Origin of the sequence: Gluconacetobacter sp., from assembly GCF_047721585.1 — a bacterium.
In the GTDB taxonomy this organism is placed as follows: domain Bacteria; phylum Pseudomonadota; class Alphaproteobacteria; order Acetobacterales; family Acetobacteraceae; genus Gluconacetobacter; species Gluconacetobacter dulcium.
On the sequence record NZ_JBDNXE010000091.1, the window covers coordinates 1 to 17,305 of the forward strand.

A 17,305-nucleotide genomic window follows, 5' to 3' on the forward strand; every position below is an offset into this window, starting at 1 on the left:
GGTTCGGTGGGGGTGATTCGGTCTGTCCGACACGGCCTGCGTTCGTAACTCTTTGTCAAGAGTCGGACTCGTGTACGTCGCCGCAAAGAATGTCTTGCGTTTCGGTCGTGCTGACCTTGAAATCGGGGGCGGCCTCCCAAAAAAGGCGGCCGGTGCGGACGTAAAAAAACAAGAACGCGAGTCTTCACAATGGTTGATACAGGCATGACCCGCTCCGAGGAGCGGTTCATTCGCTGGTCTTTCGGGACCTATTCCGGCAGCAATCCCTCGCTTTCGGCGGGCATTATCCTGCCGACATGGAAAAGCGGGCCGTTGGCGGGGCAGCCGCGTATTCCGGCGGCGATCCGCGATCTGGTCGCGCGTGGCCTGTTGCGGGTCGCGGCCGACGAGGGGCCGCCACGGGCCTATTTCACCTCCACGGGTCTTGGCGCGGTGCGGCGCATGTTCATCCGCCCCCGGTTCGATACGCGGCTTTATGTCCATCTGTGGCGGGAGGTCGAACATCGCGGGGTGTGCGAATAGCCACGGGCCGGGCTCTGGCATTTATCCACAGAAATGGGGACAATCCTGTGGGTGATGTCGGGGAAGACGGTCGGACGGATCGGATTCCATCAGGCTTGTGCATGGGATGTTGCGACCCGCTTCAAAAGGAGGCAGCCGGCATGGTGCCGATCGATCACATTCCGATTGCATTCTCGGCCGGCGTGCCGGAGGACCGGCGCGCCGACGTGCGGGCGGCGCCGCATTTCCGCCGCTGGCTGGAGCAGGCGGCCGCGCGCTTCGACCTGCGCGGCATCGTGGTGCGGGATGTGGTCTTTTTCGGGGCGCGGGTGGGATTTATCCTGGTCGATGCCGATGCGTGGCATGAGGGGCGGAAGGTGCCCGGCGCCGCGCTGTTGCGTGGGGATGCGGTCTCGGTTCTGGTCGTGCTGCATTGCCCCGGTCAGGCCCCGCGAACCATCCTGACCTGCGAGGCGCGCCTGCCGGTGGCCTGCCCCGACCTGCTGGCACTGCCGGCCGGGATGGTGGACGGTGGAAATCTGGTCAGCACCGCCTTGCGCGAACTGGCCGAGGAAGTCGGCCCCGATCTGGTCGTGCCTGCCGAGCGGCTGATCGAGCTGACGACGGTATGGCCGTCGCCCGGCGGCTGTGACGAGGCAATTACCCTTTATGCCGTGGATCTGGAGATCGACGAGGCGACGATGCGGGCGCTGGATGGACGGCGGACCGGGAACGCGGCCGAGCATGAATCGATCCGGCTGCATGTGGTCGCACTGGACGATATTCCGCGCCTGGGCCGGACGGATGCCAAGACCCTGTTGTCCTACCATCTCTATCGGGCCAGGAAGTCCGTCTAGCGCCTGGTGCCCCTGCTTCCCCGAAGGCTGGTCATCGCCTGGGTTGCGTTCCCGGTGATCTCTTTCCGGTGGGGTGCAGGAGGAACAGGGTGACGCTCTGGCGGGGCAGGGAGGCGTGGAGCCGGGCGTTCGTGTAGCGGGACGGCGCCAGGTGGACGATCCTGTTATCCGCCAGTTGCCAGGTTTCCACCGTGCCGGTGTCGGACTCATGGGCCAGCGACAACGAGACATCGGCCATGCTGTCGAGCTGTTTGTTGATGACCATCACCGTCGTTGCGCCGTCCCTGGCGCGCAGGGCGGCGAAGGCGGACACCCGGTCGGCGTCGGGTACTGCGGCCTGGATGCTCGTCTCGCCGAACCCATCGCCCTGGTCGTCGTAATTGCGGTAGAGTTTCATGGCCTTGTAGACCGGCGTCCCCGGTTGGGGTGCCGTCCAGCGCAGGGCGATATCGAGCCGTTCCCGGCCGAAGATGCCCAGGAGATCGGCCTGGGCCGTCGCGCCGTTCATCAGCTTCTCGCCGCCCCAGTTATACTCCGTCAGGGCGATGGGGGTGCCGGGATAATAATACCGGTCCACCCATTGCCGCATCAGCGGAATCAGGGCGATCACGCTGTTGATCCAGGTCGGGTCCTTGTAGTGCCGGTCCCACAGGTCGCGGGTCGAGCGGTTGCGGGCGCGTGCGACGGTGGGGGAATCGGAATCGGAAAACTCGCCGCCCTGCGGGTAGAAATGCAGGCTGAACACGTCGATCGGATGACCGGCGGCTTTCCATCGTGTCAGCAGCCATGGAACATAATCCTGGCCCTGTGTCTGGTTTTCCCGATCGGGTGGATGGGCCAGGCCGTGCTGTGTGTCGTATTGCTGGTCGAAGCCGCTATATTGATAGCCCGTCCAGCCCCATTCCTCCGGCCCCACGACCAGCCCATGTGGATCGGCGCTTTTGATGGCCCTGGAATAGAGAATGCTCCTGTCGGCGATTTCCTGCGCGTGGGCGCCGATGGGATGGACGTCGTAATGGGTGATGTGCCAGAGGCTCGGTTCGTTATCGAGGATATAATAGCGTATGGCGCGGCGGGGGAAGCCGGCCGCCAGTTGCCCCACGCGGGCGTGTTCGTTGGCAGGGGTATCCGGGGTTTCGGCATCGTGCGGGTCGGCGTGGGCGATGGGCGTGCCGTCGGGCGCCCGGCCGTTTCCCGCGTCGGGAAACCATTGGGCGTCGTGTGCCTGCTGCGGCCCGTATTTCGCGATGGAAAAGCTGGCGAGGCGCGCGTGGTTCGGACCCAGTTTCGCAGTCCAGCCGATCATCGGAATCGTCACCATCGGGATGGCGCCGCTCTTTCTGGCCGTGGCGATGAAGCGTGGCCCGAACTGGGCGGTTGCGTCATCTGGTGGACATGGCAGGCTTTCGTAGAACCAGTCTGCATCGGTGTTGCGGGCGTCGAGGCGCCAGTTGTACGAACTGGCATTGTTGCCGCCGGAACGGGTGATGGGGGCGCGAAGATCGTGCAGGACGGCGGCTGAACCGAAATTGACGCCGTAGATCAGCGGGCTGATCGGATGACGCCCCGCCGCCGCATCGACGGCAATTTCGACCGCATGCGTGTCGGCGCGGGCATGCGCGAACTGGAGGACAAAGGCGGCTACGAGGGCAGAGGCTGCTTTACGCATTGGTTTGTCGCCCATCATGGTACCCTGCGGGCTGTTTGCGGAGTGCCGCTGTCGGAGACTCGCCTCGCGTTTTCTGTGCTGCGTGGCGGGTGGCCATCAAGGCCGCGACGCTCCGATGCCCGACAGGACAATTTTTCAAACAGTTTTTCAATTGTAGTCGGTTTTCGGAATGCCCGTTCCAAGAGCTTCGAGCAGGGGACGCAACGTCTCGTTATCGGGGCGCCAGCGCCCCACGGCCGTGCGATAGAGCGGTTTGCGGACCTGCGCGACGCTTGATGTCCTGACCAGGCGCCGGGTTTCGTGAAAGCGCAGGCAGGCATCGTTCCATGGCAGGTCGCACCAGGCGATGATGCGTCGCGCATTGGCTTCGAGATCCTCGACGACGTCTTCGTAATGGACGTCCAGGATCGCGTCTGCCGGCAGGACCTGCCGCCAGTGGGCCATCTGTTGCTGATATTGGCGATGATAACGGCCCAGTTCGCCCAGATCGAACGTAAAATCGAGATTGTCGAAGGAAATCGAGAAACAGGACAGGCAGGTGTCGATCGGATCGCGACAGGTATGGATGATCCGAGCATTGGGCCACAATTGCCGAATGATTCCGATATGGAAGAAATTATCCAGCATCTTGTTCGTGATGCGTGCCGGCGGGTGGTCGCCCGTACAGTCGATTGCTGCCAGTTTGTCCAGTCGCTGGAGATACTCTTCGGCGATGGCGTGTCGGTCCTGCGCACTCAGGCAGGCTAGCGGGGTGCCGACCTGCCACGTCGGAAACCGTCTGGCCGCGTCCTTCAGCGTATCGGTCAGCGTGCTGACTTCGCCGGCGCCATACACGTCCGGATGGCTGGCCAGGATCTGCTCGACGAGTGTTGAGCCCGATCGGGGCATGCCGACGATGAAGATCGGGCGTGACGAGGGATGGCCGGTTCCGGCGGTCGCCGCCAGGGCCTCGGCGGTAAAATGCTCACGCACGGCCTTTGCCGCGCGGGCGACCGGCTTTTCGTCATAGGGCACGAGGCGGCGGCGGATCGCGTTGGCTTTCAGCAGATGGTCGAACGATTCCTGATTTCGGCCGAGGTCGGCAAGTGCTTTGCCCAGTGCGAAGTGGAGAGACATCCTGCCACGGTCGTCAAGCGCCTCTTCGCGCCCGGCCAGGGCGTGCATGGCGGCCAGCGCGGGATCGTCGGGCGCCAGTTTCGTCAGGCGGGCGAGGGCCAGATAATGGCTCGGTTCCTCCGGTGCCAGGGCGATGGCCTGACGCCGGTGGGCGATCGCCGCGTCGATATGCCCCTGTTCCTGAAGGAGTTGGGCCAGGGCGGCGTGGATCGGCGCGTCGTCCGGCCGCAGGGCGTGGGCCTGTTCCAGATGATGGATGGCCTCGGCGTGGCGCCCGGCTTTGCGCAGCAGCGTTCCCGTGGCGGCGTGGATGGCGTGCAGGCTTGGGTCCTGTTCCAGAACGGAGCGATAGCAGGCAATCGCCTCGTCGAGACGATCGAGCGCGACCAGGGCCTGAGCCAGATTGCGCGCCGCGTCGGGGCAGGCTGGCGTGTGGGTCAATGCCGTGCGGAACGGCTCGGCGGCCTCTTCATGTCGGCCGGCCGCGTGCAGCGCATGGCCGAGGCCGGTGAGGGCGGCCATGTCCTGTGGATCGGCGGCCAGGGCCGCGCGGTGGCGGGCGATGGCCTCCATGCGGGCTTCGATCGCCAGGACCGCACGGTATTGCTCGATATTATCCGTGGTGTGGCCGCGCGCCGCCAGGGCCTGCTTCAGGCGTGCCCGCGCGTCGGGGAATGAAGGGCGCAGGTCGATGGCCTTGCGGAAGCTGCTGATGGCTTCTTCTGTTCTTCCGGATTCATGGAGCGCCAGGCCGAGCGTGTTGAAGGCTTCCGCATTGTCGGGCATCAAGGTCGTGGCGCGTCGCAGGAGGGGGACCGCCTGTTCGAACTGCTTCCGCCATGTATGGATCGTGCCCATGAGCAACAGGCCTTCGGGATGATCCGGAGCCTGGGTGAGGCGTGTCAGGGCGTAGCGGAGAGCGTCGTCGGTCGTCGCCTCGGTGGGGATGGCGGTGCCCGAGGGCAGGCAGCCAGACGCGGCCTCGCCAGCGGCAGGCTGGATATCCTCGTTTGTTTCGCGCATGCCGACAGGATAGTTGTTTAAGCCGGTATGGCTGTCAATCCGGGCGGCCGGTCGTCAGGATATGCGTGGGGCCGTGGGTCTGTCATCTGGAAGGCGTGTTGTGTCGCGCCGGCCGGTAGGGCATGAGGGGCACCTGAAACAATCCCCCCCGAAATGTCGGCAGGTCCCTGAATATGGCGGAACATACACCAATCGGTCTCGGTCATGAGGCGTCACCCGTCAGGGCACTGACCCATTCGGGCAATTTTCATGCCGACGAGACGCTGGGTTACGTCATCCTTCATTATGCGCTTGCGCCGCAGGGGGACCTGCGGGCGCGGCTTCTGGGCGAGGGTCCGGAGGACCGGCTGTCCTTTACGCGCTCGCGCGTGCCGGGGCTGATCCAGGCCGCGGAGATCGTGTTCGATGTCGGTGGTGTGTACGATCCGGCGGCGGGGCGGTACGACCACCACATGAAGAACAAGCCGCTGCGCGAGGACGGTACGCCCTACAGCGCGGCGGGGCTGCTGTGGAAGGATTATGGCCTGGCCGCGATCCGGAACATGCTGGCCGAGCCTGTGGAGGACGCCATGGCGGCCGCCATCTGGCAGGCCGTCGACAAGGCGCTGATCCTGCCGGTCGATCTGGATGATAACGGCGTGGCGAAAATGGGACGGCTGTCGCTGGCGGAGATCGTTTCGACCTGCGGTGCGGCCTGGGACACCGCCGAACTGTATGGCGCCGAGGAAGCGGGAAAGCGCGAAATGACCGGCTTCGCCGATGCGGCCGGGATCGTGGCGCGGTATCTGGTCGGGGTTGTCGATCGTGCGCGGGCCAGCCTGAAGGCTGTGGAGCGTGTGTTGCGTGCCTATGAGCTGGCCGAAGACAAGCGCATTCTGGTGCTGGAGACGGGGATGCCGGCCGAGAAGGTGATTTTCGAGCGCGATCTGCCTGTCGTCTATGTCGTCTCGCCGGCCGGTGGCGGCCAGTGGAATGTGAAGGCGGTGCCGCCGGCACGGGGGGAGTTCGGCCAGCGTGTCTCGTTGCCGGAAGCGTGGGGCGGGCTGGAAGGCCAGGCGCTGGCCGATGTCTCGGGGATCGGGGATGCGGCCTTCGCGCATCCGGCGCGGTTCATCTGCGGTGCGCGCAGCCGGGCGGGTGCCGTGGCCATGGCCCGCCGGGCGCTGGAGATCGGCGCGCCCTGATTTCGCCATTCCCCGTCGATCCGTCTGCCGCTGCCTTGCCGGGAGAGCGTGACGCGCTCCGTGAGGCGTGGGCCGCCCGGTCGGCGGCGGGCAGGGACTGAGTCTCTTTGACCGGCAGAGGGGGATGCGGCACGCTCCCGCCCCGTTCGCCCAACTGCTGGAGGCTCTCTGCCATGTCGTCTTATCCGGATACCTTGCTGTTTATCGACGGTCGGTGGATTGCTGCGCAGGATGGGCGGTTCATCGACGTGGTCAACCCTGCGACCGAGCAGGTGATCGGGCGGGTGGCCCATGCCGGCCAGCCTGATCTGGCCGCCGCCGTGGCGGCCGCCGAACGGGGCTTTGCGGTGTGGAGCCGCATGTCGGTGTTCGAACGCTACCGGATCATGCGGCAGGCGGCGACGCTGCTGCGGGCGCGGGTCGATGACGTTGCGCCGGTCCTGACCCAGGAGCAGGGCAAGCCGCTGGCCGAGGCGCGGACGGAATTGCTGGGAGCGGCGGATACGATCGACTGGCTGGCCGAGGAAGGGCGCCGGGCCTATGGGCGGCTGATCCCGTCGCGCGCGGTGGGGGTGAGCCAGACGGTGATCCGCAGCCCGGTGGGGCCGGTGGCGGCGTTCTCGCCGTGGAATTTCCCGGTCAACCAGGTGGTGCGCAAGGTCGGCGCGGCGCTGGCGACCGGCTGTTCGATCATCGTCAAGGCGGCGGAGGAAACGCCGGCTTCGCCGGCCGCGCTGATCCGCGCCTTTGCCGATGCCGGGGTGCCGGCGGGGGTGATCGGGCTGGTCTATGGCACGCCGTCCGAAATCTCGGAGACGCTGATCGCGCATCCGGCGATCCGCAAGGTGACGTTTACCGGCTCGACCGTCGTGGGCAAGATGCTGGCCGCGCTGGCCGGGTCGCACATGAAGCGGGCGACGATGGAACTGGGCGGGCATGGGCCGGCCATCATCTGTGCCGATGCCGATATCGACCATGCGGCGGCGACGCTGGCGGCGGCGAAATTTCGCAATGCCGGGCAGGTTTGCGTCTCGCCGACCCGTTTCCTTGTGGAGCGTCCGGTCTTCGGCCGGTTCGTGGAGCGGTTCGCGGCGGTGGCCAGGGAGATCCGCGTGGGTGACGGGCTGCTGCCCGATACGAAAATGGGGCCGCTGGCCAATGTCCGGCGCGTGGAGGCGATGGAAGCCCTGATCGGCGATGCGACCGGCAAGGGGGCGACGATCGTGACCGGTGGTCAGCGGATCGGCAATGCCGGTTATTTCTTCGCGCCGACGGTGCTGACCGACCTGAATACCGACATGCGGATCATGAATGAGGAGCCGTTCGGCCCGGTGGCGCTGATGAATCCGTTCGATACGCTGGACGAGGCGCTGACCGAGGCCAATCGCCTGCCATACGGGCTGGCGGCCTATGGTTTTACCGGCGCGGCCCCCACGGCCGCCCGCCTGCGCGACGAGGTGCGGGCCGGGATGCTGACGGTGAACCATCTGGGGCTGGCGCTGCCGGAGGTGCCGTTCGGCGGGATCGGCGATTCCGGTTATGGCTCGGAAGGCGGCAGCGAGGCGCTGGATGCCTATCTGGACACCCGTTTCGTGACGATCCGAGATTATGTCTGACACGGCGGCCTTTGAGGCCGGCAGTCTGGCGGCGCTGTGGGCGGCGCGCTATCGCGAGGGCGTCGCGCCGGGGGCTTTGCCGGACGAGGCGATGCTGCGGCATCTGATGGCGCATCGCTCGGTGCGGGCCTATCGGCCCGATCCGTTGCCCGAGGGCGTGCTGGAAGGGGCGATGGCGGCTGGCCAGTCGGCCTCGACGTCCTCGAACCTTCAGGTGTGGAGCGTGGTGGCGGTCGAGGATGCCGAGCGGCGCGCCCGCCTGTCGGAACTGGCCGGTGGGCAGGCGCATATCCGTCAGGCGCCGCTGTTTCTGGCGTGGCTGGTCGATCTCTCCCGACTGGCGCGGCTGGGGGCGAGGCTGTCGCACGCCACCGAGGGGCTGGATTATCTGGAGACCTTTCTGGTCGGGGTCGTCGATGCGGCGCTTGCGGCGCAGAACGCGGCCGCTTTCTTCGAGGCGCAGGGGCTGGGGATCGTTTATATCGGCGGCCTGCGCAATCACCCGGAACAGGTGGCGCGCGAACTGCGGCTGCCGGATCGCTGCATGGCGGTTTTCGGCATGTGTGTGGGGTATCCGGATACGGCGCGGCCCGCCGCGATCAAGCCGCGCCTGCCGCAGGCGGTCGTGCTGCATCGCGAGTGCTACGATGTGTCGGGCGAGGACGCGGCGGTCGGTCGGTATGACGGTATCGACGAAGCCTTTCAGCGCGAGCAGGGGCTGGCGCCGCGTGCGTGGTCGGATGCCATGGTGCGGCGCGTGGCCGGCCCGCAATCGCTGAATGGCCGCGACCGGTTGCGTGAGGCGCTGGCTGCGCTGGGATTTGCGCTGCGATAGGTCGTGCCGTGCGGGCATGGCGTGGGTGTATTGATCTGATCTTGCTGCGATGGAGATGATGCGCATGCGGCGTCGCGATTTGCTTCGATCTGTTCCGGTCCTGCTTGTGTCCCCGGCGTGCGCGCGGGCGCCGGCGGAGGGCGCGATCGCGGCCTATGAACGCGCGACGGGCGGGCGGGTTGGCGTTTTTGCCCTGAATATTGCCAGCGGAAAGCGTTTTGCCTGGCGGCAGAGCGAACGGTTCGTGATGTGCAGCACGTTCAAAGCCTCGCTGGCCGCATGCGTGCTGGCGCGCGTCGATCGGGGGGACGCGGATCTGGACGAGGTGATCGCGTTTACGGCCGCCGACATCGGGGGGATGTATGCGCCTGTCGCGAAAGAGAATCTGGGCCGGGGCGCGATGTCGGTGCGCGAGATGTGCGCGGGGGCTGTCGAATTCAGCGACAATGTCTGTGCCAACAAACTTCTGACGCGGATCGGTGGTCCCGCCGCGTTGACGCGGTTCTGGCGGTCGATCGGCGATGATGTGACCCGCCTTGACGATGTCGAGCCTTTTCTCAATCGCACGCCCTTGGGCGGGGTGCGGAATACGACGACGCCGTTGGCGATGGCGGGAATCGCGCGACAGCTTGTGCTGGGGGATGTGCTCTCCGAGGGGGCGCGGGCGATGCTGAAGACCTGGCTGGTCGATTGCCAGACCGGAAAGAACCGCCTGCGCGCGGGCCTGCCGGGCCAGTGGGTCGTGGGCGACAAGACGGGGAATAATGGCAAGGACGCCGCCGGCGACATTGCGATTGCGTGGCCTGGGGTGGGCGGGCCGATCGTCATGGTTGTCTATACGCGCGGGGGTGCGCCGGATGATGCGCAGTTTGCGGCGCTCTTCGCGGGGATCGGGCGGCATGTGGCGGCGACGCTGTTGTAACCGTCTGCCGGCCTGATGCGCGGCGGCGCGGGCTTGACGTGCCGCGTGATCTGGGGACTCTGACCGGTCGGGACGTGCCGTGGGGTGCGTGCCTGTTGCGTCGTGCATGCGGCACGCGCCGTTTCGTCGTGAGAGAGCAGGATCATGGATAGCGCCGATCAATTCCGTTTCACGCATATTCCGCACCCCGCGCCGGTATCGGTCGCGCAGCGTACGGAATTGCTGGCCAATCCGGGGTTCGGGCGCGTCTTTACCGACCACATGGCGGTCGTCCGCTACAAGGAAGGGCAGGGCTGGCATAATCCGACGATCGAGGCGCGGGCGCCGATCGCGCTCGATCCTGCTGCGGCCGTGCTGCATTATGCGCAGGAAATCTTCGAGGGCATGAAGGCGTATCGCGCCGCCGATGGTGGCGTGGTGATGTTCCGCCCGGATGCCAATGCCCGGCGTTTCCGCCAGTCGGCCGAGCGCATGGCCATGGCGGACGTGCCCGAGGCGCTGTTCCTGGAGGCGGTGCGCGAGCTGGTGAAGACGGATCGCGACTGGATTCCGTCGGGGGAGAGCGCCAGCCTGTATCTGCGGCCGTTCATGATCGCCAACGAGGCGTTCCTTGGGGTGAAGCCGTCCTCGGAATATCTGTTCATCGTCATCGCATCGCCTGTCGGGGCGTATTTCAGCGGTGGCGCCGTGTCGGTGTGGGTGTCGGAGGATTATACCCGCGCCGCCCCCGGTGGGACCGGTGCGGCCAAGTGCGGTGGCAATTACGCCGCCAGCCTGCTGGCCCAGCGCGAGGCGAAGAACCAGAAGTGCGATCAGGTGCTGTTCCTGGACGCCGCCGAACATCGGTGGATCGAGGAAATGGGCGGCATGAACATCTTCTTCGTGATGGATGACGGCACGCTGGTCACGCCGCCGCTGGGGGGGACGATCCTGCCCGGCATTACCCGCGATGCGCTGCTGACGCTGGCGCGCGACAAGGGGCTGACGGTGCGCGAGGAACGCTACAGCATCGACCAGTGCTATGAAGACGCGGCCAGCGGGCGCCTGAAGGAAGCCTTTGCCTGCGGTACGGCGGCTGTGGTGACGTCGATCGGCCGTTTCCGTGGGCATCGGGGCGAGATCGTGATCGGTGCGGGGAATGGGGCCGATCCGGTGACGGAGGGGCTTCGCGAGGCGCTGATCGGCATTCAGCGCGGCCAGCGCCCGGACCCCTATGGCTGGGTCCAGCGCGTCGACTGATTGATGCCAAGGCGGGGCGTTCAGCCCCGCCGTTACAATTGACTGAATAAACGAACCGGTTTGCACAGGCCGCCGGCCTTTGCCGGGGTCAAGGGGCTGAGCCCCCTGGTCTTCAGGGCAATGCCGCGATGCCGGTCAGTTCGACGCGCCAGGCCGGGTCGGCCAGTCGGGCCTCGACGGTGGCGCGGGCCGGTTTGTTGCCGCGATCCAGCCATTGGTCCCAGGCGCGGTTCATGGCGTCCAGATCGTCCATGTTGGCCAGGAAGAGCTGGACCGAGAGCAGGCGGCTCTTGTCGGTGCCTGCTTCGGCCAGCAGGGCGTCGACCTGACGCAGGATGTCGGCCATCTGCCCTTCGATATCCAGCGACGAATCATCGGTGACCTGGCCGGCCAGATAGACCAGCCCGTTATGGATCGTCGCGCCGCACAGGCGGGTTTCGGGTTGCAGGCGGGTGATCGGACTCATGGGTGGTCTCTCTGTTCGTGGGTCGAGGGGGCGAACGATAGAATAACACACGTATCCGTGACAGATGGGTCTCGGTGGACGGATCAGTGTGTCGGCCGGTCGGTCAGCATGCGCAGGAAGGCGATGATGTCCTGCCGTTCGCGTGGGGTCAGGGCCGGGGCGTCGCCTGGGTGGCGGTCGAAGGGGGCGTCCGTGATGTCGAGGTTGGTGCGGTAGGCGGGCGGCAGGTCGTCCTGGCGCAGGACCTGGCCGTTGGCGTCCTTGGGGTAGATCCGCTCGGGGGCGACATCGCGCAGGACGTAGAAATCCAGCACCTCATTGAGCGTGTGGTAGATGCCGTTATGGAAGAAGGCGTGGCGGGCGGCGGTGTTGCGCAGGGTTGGCGTGACGAACAGGCCGCACATGTCGGCACGGGTTGCCATGTCGGTGCGGACCGGGCCGCATAGTCCCAGATCGTAAAAGGCGGGGTTGCGGTTGGCGGACAGCGTGCGGTTGCGCGGGACGCCGAGGGCCTCGAACTGATGGTCGGTCAGCAGCGGGGGCGTGCCGTCGGGTTTGGGGCGGTCGGGGTGGCAGGCGGCGCAATTGCCTTTTGCCGGGTCGTTGAACAGCAGGTAGCCCCGGTGCTGGGCCGGCGTCATGCGCAGCCGGCCTTCCAGCCAGTCGTCATATGGGCTGGCGTAGGGGTGGAAGGCCGGGTCTTCGATCTGGTAGCGCGCGATGGCGAACAGGGCTTCGGACAGCAGCAGATTGTCCGAACTGGCGACGGCGGGGCCGCCCAGGCGGCGGAGCATCGGGGCGTAGGGACCGTGTTTCAGCCGGGCCAGGACGATGGCGCGGCTGGAGGCCATTTCGTCGGGGTTGAAGAGGGGGCCGTTGGCTTGCTGTTGCAGGGTGTCGGCGCGGCCGTCCCAGAACAGGCCGCCTTGCGGGACCATGTTGACGGCGGACGCGGCGTTGTTCTGCGCGGTCTTGGCGCCGTGCGGACCGATGGCCGTGGCGGAGGGGGTGGTGGCGGTTTCGGTTTCGGCATTGTCGGGGCCGATGCTGAAATTGGGGCGGGTTTCCAGATAGGTGAGGGTCGGGACCGCGCGCAGCCCGTCCCGCGTCAGGTCGGTGCCGCCCAGGGCGACGGCGGCCGGGCCTGCCGGGGCGTAATGATGCGCGGGGTCATGGCAGGAGGCGCAGGACTGCCGACCCGATCCGGACAGGGCGGGGTCGTGAAACAGGCTGCGCCCGACCTGCGCCATTGCCGAGAGGGGGGCGGCGGCCGGGCGATGCAGCGCGACGGGGCAGGGATTGCCGCCATCGGGCGTCGGCAGGCAGGCGGCCGGGGGCGCGCCGGCGGCGAGAGCCGGTAAGGCCAGAAGTGCAAGGAAAAGGAATGTTCTAAAAAACATTGAATATGTCGAGATAGATCTCGAAATTGTCGATATCTCATAACCCCGAGGGGTGAAGGGGACGACTGTCCCCTTCCGGGTGCAGGGCAGCGCCCTGCGTGGCTTGCGATGCCTAACGAGCAATCGCGGAGCGCGGTTCGCCGGTCTTAGGGTCCAGCAGCAGACGGCCCATCCGGGGCGGCTGGGTGAAATCGAACAGGTCGCGCAGGTCGGCGGCGTCGGCGTCGAAGGAGCCGCCGCCCAGGCGTGTGCCGTGCAGCCAGTTGTCTTCGATGAAGCGGGTGATCGAACTCTGGGTCAGCAGGACGTGGCTGATATGGTTGGTCTTCGCCCACGGGGAGACGACCAGCAGCGGGATGCGGGTGCCGGGGCCGCAGCGGCCGTTGACGGGCCGGCCATCGACGCCCATGGGGCGGGGGGCGCTGCCACCGCAGCGGCCGGGGCCGTCCAGTTGGTCGGCCTCGGGGTCGCTGGAGGAGCGGGTGGGGGGGACGAAGGCGTGGTCGTACCAGCCATCGGAATCGTCCCAGGCGATGATGACGGCGGTGTCGCGCCATTCCTGCCGCTGCTGCACCATGTTCAGGACTTCGACCAGGCCCTGCTGTTCGTCCAGCGGGTCGGAATAGCCGGCGTGGCCGTCCTGATAGCCGAGGAGCTTGATGAACGAGACGGCGGGCAGGGTGCCGGCGCGCAGGACGGTGGCGAAATCGCGCAGGTCGTATTCGTGGTTGGCCGGATCGCGCGTGACGCCGTCCGCCGCGAAGGTGTGGCCGATCGCGGCGACCGAACTGGGGCGGGCGTGGGTGGGGTTGGCGGTGCTGGGATAGTACTGGAACCAGTTGTGATGGGGGATGTAGTCGGTGATCGTCTGGCCGACCACGGGAGAGGGCGTGGAACGGGCGCAGCCGGTGGTGCCGTTGGGGTTGCGGATGTCCAGCGCGAACCCGCCCATGAAGCCGCCCCAGGTGATGCCGGCCTGGTTCAGCAGGTCGCCGACATTGCGGCCGCGCATGGTGACCTGATTGCCGGGAACCGAGCAGACATCATAGGCCGGGTCGATGTCGTTGATCATGGTCCAGCCGCCCTGGCCATCGGCGATATAGGGCGTTGCGGCGTGTTTGGTGGCGGGCTTCTGCGTCGTCCGGACGATCAGCATGCCGTTGGTCTGGCCCGCGACGACTTCCAGCGCGCCCGGCGTGGAGGGGCCGTAGGTGTCGGTGTAGGTGGCGTCGCTCATGGCGAAATGCTGGGCGTACTGCCACAGGGCGGTGACGGTGTTGCCGTCGAAATAGCCCATCACCTGGCCGCGCGTGCCAAACGCGCCCACGCCGCCGGGGGTGCCGCGCCCGGTATGGAGGGGGAACAGGTCGGCCTTGCCGCCATGATAGGCCATCTGCTCGGCCGTATAGGCGTGGTTCTGGTCGGCGGTGGCGGCCTGGGTGCGGTCGAGGCGGAACGGCAGGCTGGCGTCGGCGCCGTTGGCGGGACCGGCGTTGGGGTTGCTGGTCAGCAGCCCCGCCGTGACCAGCGTATTGGCCGGCGGGGTGCCGGGCCGGGCCGTGAAGGCGGGTTCGCCGGGCGGGTTGGCGGCCTGCGGATAGGTGGCGAAATAATGGTCGAACGAGACGTTCTCGTCATAGACGACGATCAGATGCTTGATCGGCGTTGCCGTTTCGGGCTTTGTCGCCAGCGTATTCGGGGCAGGAGCGGCCAGGGCGGGGGTGGTGGCCAGCAGGGCCACGAGGGCGCTGGCGAGGCGAACGGGGCGGGAAGAGATCATGCCGGGCGCGTATCCTGCGGTTTGCGGTTCTGCGGCCCCGGAGCGGACCGATCGTGCGGGACGATCATCTCCGGGCCATCGCCGTTCCGGCGGCGGCCCCGGCGGTCGGCCTTCGTTCTATAGGGCGTCGTTCCGGCCTTGGCCATCATGGAACGGGAGCGGAAGAGTGTGAATTCTTGATGATGCCGGGTGCGTCGGGGCTTGACGTAGATCAGGGTCCGCTGCGGGCAGACGGGCTAATATCTCCTGCGTCGCGCCCTCGGTGCGCCACCCCTGCATTGTGAGGAACGAGCATGACCGGAAAGATGAAGGCCGCCGTCGTCCGTGAATTCGGCAAGCCGCTGACGATCGAGGAACTGGATATTCCGACGATCCGTGCCGACCAGATCCTGGTGCGGCTGGATGCGTGCGGCGTGTGCCACACCGACCTGCATGCCGCCCGTGGGGACTGGCCGGTGAAGCCGAAGCCGCCTTTCGTGCCGGGACATGAGGGTGTGGGGCATGTGGTGGCTGTGGGAAGCGCCGTCAAATGGGTGAAGCAGGGCGACGTGGTGGGCGTGCCGTGGCTGTATTCGGCGTGCGGCCATTGCGAACATTGCCTGGGCGGGTGGGAGACGCTGTGCCCGACGCAGGACGATACGGGCTACACCGTCAACGGATGTTTCGCCGAATATGTGGTGGCCGATCCGAATTACGTGGCTCATCTGCCGAAGAATATCGACCCGATGCAGGTTGCGCCGGTGCTGTGCGCGGGGCTGACGGTCTATAAGGGCCTGAAGATGACGGAGACCCGTCCGGGCCAGTGGGTCGCCGTTTCGGGCGTGGGCGGGTTGGGCCAGATGGCGGTGCAGTATGGCGTGGCCATGGGACTGAACGTGATCGCGATCGATATCGACGACGAGAAATTGCAGACCGCCAAGGTGCTGGGGGCGGCGCTGACCGTGAATGCGCGGTCGGTCGATCCCGCGCCCTATATCCAGTCGCAGGTGGGCGGGGCGCATGGCACGCTGGTGACGGCGGTTTCGCGCACCGCCTTCGCGCAGGCGATGGGCTTTGCCCGGCGCGGCGGGACGATCGTGCTGAATGGCCTGCCGCCGGGGGAATTCCCGATTTCTATCTTCGACATGGTGATGGCAGGGACCACGGTGCGGGGGTCGATCGTCGGCACGCGGCTGGACATGATCGAGGCGCTGTCGTTCTTCGCCGACGGCAAGGTCAAGACCGTCATCGAGCCCGACCGGCTGGAGAATATCAACGCGATCTTCGCCGATCTGGAGGCGGGCAACGTGCAGGGACGCAAGGTGCTCGACCTGCGGGGGTGACGGGTGGTGGGGGCATAAGCCCTTGTCATAAGGGCGGAACCTTCCGGCTTTGTGCTGCTCCCGCCTTTGGTACGATGGGCTGCGCCGCCGTTCGCCAGATCGAAGATCGCTGTCAGTTCGCAGCACAGGGGGGACACTGGCCCCGGTGAGAGCAGGCGTCGGCACAATGCCCCCGGTCGGCGCGCGGATTGCTTCCGCCAGCCGGGGCGCCTTGAGCCGGTAGCGGTCCGAGAGGTTTGGGGGGCACGCGCGGCAAGTCCGTCGGGATTGTCGGCCATGTGGGCGGCGATCCCGGCCTTCCTGGGCCAAGGCTCCTGCATTCGCGCCTTCATCGCAGGCTCCATACATCCCGTCCTCGATCGCGCGCAGGATACCCGCCACGCTTCGGTGGAATGCTGTCCGGCGCCTTGCGATCGGCCACCAACCTGAAGCCTGTGCTGCCTGTTTTTGGTGGCTTTCGCCCCCTCCATGCATATCGCAGGCCATTCCAGGCGGTCGAATTGGGAAAATCCTTTTCTTCGCTCTCGCTCACTCCGTCGCATCGAACCTTCTGCGATAGTCGCTCGCGGTCAAACCAGTGATGCGTCGAAACTGTTTGCGGAACCCGGCCTCCGATCCGAACCCGGTCACATGCGCGATTTCCGCTACTGGCAATCGCGTTTCTTCCAACAGTTCCCGCGCCCGCGCGACGCGCTCGTTGAGCAGCCAGTTCAGCGGCGTCAGACCTGTGGCGTCGCACACATGGCGATGCAGACCGCGCGGGCTCATTCCCGCCTCGGACGCCATCCGTTCGACCGGCCAGTGCTCGTGCAGGCGTCCGCGAATCATATCGAGCATCGTTGCGAGGCGGCGCCCCGCATGCTTCGCCACCGGACGTGGGATAAACTGTGCCTGACCGCCGTCCCGGTGAGCGGGAATGACCAGCCGGCGGGCCACCTGATTGGCGATCCGGGCACCGAAATCCTGCCTGACCACATGCAGGCAGAGGTCGAGGCCCGCAGCACTCCCGGCAGACGTAAGGAGCCGTTCGTCCTCCGTGTACAGCACATCAGGTTCGACCCTGATCTCTGGATAGGTTCGCGCCAGAACATCCGTGTGGTGCCAGTGTGTCGTGGCACGACGCCCGTCGAGCAGGCCGGTGGCGGCAAGGACAAAAGCGCCCGAACAGATCGAGACGAGCCGTGCGCCACGCATATGGGCTGCCCGCAGAGCCGCCGCGAGATCATCGGGTACGGGGGCGTCCGGACCGCGCCAGCCGGGAATGACGACGGTATCGGCCTGATCCAGAAGAGAGAGATCGCCGTCTGGCAGAACGCTCAGGTGTAGCGCGACAATCTGGGTGAGAGAGCGCGTCAATCAGGATGAGAATGGATTG

The 17,305-nt window shown here is 66.5% G+C and carries 14 protein-coding genes; 8 read left to right on the forward strand and 6 right to left on the reverse strand.

Annotation, left to right across the window (positions count from 1 at the left end):
- Positions 1 to 204: 204 nt before the first annotated feature.
- Positions 205 to 522, forward strand: coding sequence for a hypothetical protein (locus ABF821_RS14900; protein ID WP_246401602.1), 318 nt, complete (start codon positions 205 to 207; stop codon positions 520 to 522).
- Between the two features lie 140 nt (positions 523 to 662).
- On the forward strand, positions 663 to 1,358 hold the full coding sequence (locus tag ABF821_RS14905; RefSeq protein ID WP_415530556.1) for an NUDIX domain-containing protein: 696 nt from the start codon (positions 663 to 665) through the stop codon (positions 1,356 to 1,358).
- 31 nt (positions 1,359 to 1,389) lie between these two features.
- Here ABF821_RS14905 and ABF821_RS14910 read toward each other — a convergent pair whose 3' ends face one another.
- Together ABF821_RS14910 and ABF821_RS14915 are read right to left on the reverse strand one after the other, a co-directional pair.
- On the reverse strand, positions 1,390 to 3,027 hold the full coding sequence (locus ABF821_RS14910; protein ID WP_415530557.1) for a glycoside hydrolase family 44 protein: 1,638 nt from the start codon (positions 3,025 to 3,027) through the stop codon (positions 1,390 to 1,392).
- A 147-nt stretch (positions 3,028 to 3,174) separates the two neighbouring features.
- Positions 3,175 to 5,166 (reverse strand): tetratricopeptide repeat-containing sulfotransferase family protein, encoded by a 1,992-nt coding sequence (locus ABF821_RS14915; protein ID WP_415530559.1) that lies wholly within the window; start codon positions 5,164 to 5,166, stop codon positions 3,175 to 3,177.
- A 173-nt stretch (positions 5,167 to 5,339) separates the two neighbouring features.
- On the opposite strand from ABF821_RS14915, the gene ABF821_RS14920 reads away from it, so the two are divergent.
- From ABF821_RS14920 to ABF821_RS14940, 5 genes are all read left to right on the forward strand, one after another.
- Positions 5,340 to 6,350, forward strand: a complete 1,011-nt coding sequence (locus ABF821_RS14920) for an MYG1 family protein (protein WP_415530560.1) — start codon at positions 5,340 to 5,342, stop codon at positions 6,348 to 6,350.
- 173 nt (positions 6,351 to 6,523) lie between these two features.
- Complete coding sequence (locus tag ABF821_RS14925) at positions 6,524 to 7,966, forward strand: NAD-dependent succinate-semialdehyde dehydrogenase (RefSeq protein ID WP_415530561.1); 1,443 nt, start codon at positions 6,524 to 6,526, stop codon at positions 7,964 to 7,966.
- On the forward strand, positions 7,959 to 8,801 hold the full coding sequence (locus ABF821_RS14930; protein WP_415530562.1) for an NADPH-dependent oxidoreductase: 843 nt from the start codon (positions 7,959 to 7,961) through the stop codon (positions 8,799 to 8,801). The genes ABF821_RS14925 and ABF821_RS14930 overlap by 8 nt, the downstream gene beginning before the upstream one ends.
- Before the next feature lie 64 nt (positions 8,802 to 8,865).
- Complete coding sequence (gene bla, locus ABF821_RS14935) at positions 8,866 to 9,723, forward strand: class A beta-lactamase (protein ID WP_415530563.1); 858 nt, start codon at positions 8,866 to 8,868, stop codon at positions 9,721 to 9,723.
- A 144-nt stretch (positions 9,724 to 9,867) separates the two neighbouring features.
- Positions 9,868 to 10,962: a branched-chain amino acid aminotransferase gene (locus ABF821_RS14940; RefSeq protein WP_415530564.1), complete on the forward strand. Its 1,095-nt coding sequence runs from the start codon at positions 9,868 to 9,870 to the stop codon at positions 10,960 to 10,962.
- Positions 10,963 to 11,074: 112 nt separating this feature from the next.
- Here ABF821_RS14940 and ABF821_RS14945 read toward each other — a convergent pair whose 3' ends face one another.
- The 3 genes from ABF821_RS14945 to ABF821_RS14955 all read right to left on the reverse strand — a co-directional run bounded on the left by ABF821_RS14945 (position 11,075) and on the right by ABF821_RS14955 (position 14,608).
- A complete protein-coding gene (locus ABF821_RS14945; protein ID WP_182973469.1) occupies positions 11,075 to 11,428 on the reverse strand; it encodes a RidA family protein in 354 nt (117 codons plus the stop codon).
- A gap of 83 nt (positions 11,429 to 11,511) precedes the next feature.
- Positions 11,512 to 12,828 carry a cytochrome-c peroxidase gene (locus ABF821_RS14950; protein WP_415530565.1) on the reverse strand — a complete coding sequence of 439 codons (1,317 nt, stop codon included), beginning with the start codon at positions 12,826 to 12,828 and terminating at the stop codon, positions 11,512 to 11,514.
- Between the two features lie 112 nt (positions 12,829 to 12,940).
- Positions 12,941 to 14,608: a phospholipase C gene (locus ABF821_RS14955; RefSeq protein WP_415530567.1), complete on the reverse strand. Its 1,668-nt coding sequence runs from the start codon at positions 14,606 to 14,608 to the stop codon at positions 12,941 to 12,943.
- Between the two features lie 293 nt (positions 14,609 to 14,901).
- On the opposite strand from ABF821_RS14955, the gene adhP reads away from it, so the two are divergent.
- Positions 14,902 to 15,930, forward strand: a complete 1,029-nt coding sequence (adhP, locus tag ABF821_RS14960; RefSeq protein WP_415530568.1) for an alcohol dehydrogenase AdhP — start codon at positions 14,902 to 14,904, stop codon at positions 15,928 to 15,930.
- A 528-nt stretch (positions 15,931 to 16,458) separates the two neighbouring features.
- On the opposite strand, the gene ABF821_RS14965 is transcribed toward adhP, so the two are convergent.
- A complete protein-coding gene (locus tag ABF821_RS14965; protein WP_415530569.1) occupies positions 16,459 to 17,286 on the reverse strand; it encodes a helix-turn-helix domain-containing protein in 828 nt (275 codons plus the stop codon).
- Between the last annotated feature and the right edge of the window lie 19 nt (positions 17,287 to 17,305).

What these genes read in the sequence shown, in the direction of transcription:
- ABF821_RS14910 (WP_415530557.1), bottom strand. Translation starts at nt 3,027, where the DNA reads ATGCGTAAAGCAGCCTCTGCCCTCGTAGCCGCCTTTGTCCTCCAGTTC.
- ABF821_RS14940 (WP_415530564.1), top strand. Translation starts at nt 9,868, where the DNA reads ATGGATAGCGCCGATCAATTCCGTTTCACGCATATTCCGCACCCCGCG.
- ABF821_RS14905 (WP_415530556.1), top strand. Translation starts at nt 663, where the DNA reads ATGGTGCCGATCGATCACATTCCGATTGCATTCTCGGCCGGCGTGCCG.
- ABF821_RS14930 (WP_415530562.1), top strand. Translation starts at nt 7,959, where the DNA reads ATGTCTGACACGGCGGCCTTTGAGGCCGGCAGTCTGGCGGCGCTGTGG.
- bla (WP_415530563.1), top strand. Translation starts at nt 8,866, where the DNA reads ATGCGGCGTCGCGATTTGCTTCGATCTGTTCCGGTCCTGCTTGTGTCC.
- ABF821_RS14925 (WP_415530561.1), top strand. Translation starts at nt 6,524, where the DNA reads ATGTCGTCTTATCCGGATACCTTGCTGTTTATCGACGGTCGGTGGATT.
- ABF821_RS14900 (WP_246401602.1), top strand. Translation starts at nt 205, where the DNA reads ATGACCCGCTCCGAGGAGCGGTTCATTCGCTGGTCTTTCGGGACCTAT.
- ABF821_RS14915 (WP_415530559.1), bottom strand. Translation starts at nt 5,166, where the DNA reads ATGCGCGAAACAAACGAGGATATCCAGCCTGCCGCTGGCGAGGCCGCG.
- ABF821_RS14920 (WP_415530560.1), top strand. Translation starts at nt 5,340, where the DNA reads ATGGCGGAACATACACCAATCGGTCTCGGTCATGAGGCGTCACCCGTC.
- ABF821_RS14945 (WP_182973469.1), bottom strand. Translation starts at nt 11,428, where the DNA reads ATGAGTCCGATCACCCGCCTGCAACCCGAAACCCGCCTGTGCGGCGCG.
- ABF821_RS14950 (WP_415530565.1), bottom strand. Translation starts at nt 12,828, where the DNA reads ATGTTTTTTAGAACATTCCTTTTCCTTGCACTTCTGGCCTTACCGGCT.
- adhP (WP_415530568.1), top strand. Translation starts at nt 14,902, where the DNA reads ATGACCGGAAAGATGAAGGCCGCCGTCGTCCGTGAATTCGGCAAGCCG.
- ABF821_RS14955 (WP_415530567.1), bottom strand. Translation starts at nt 14,608, where the DNA reads ATGATCTCTTCCCGCCCCGTTCGCCTCGCCAGCGCCCTCGTGGCCCTG.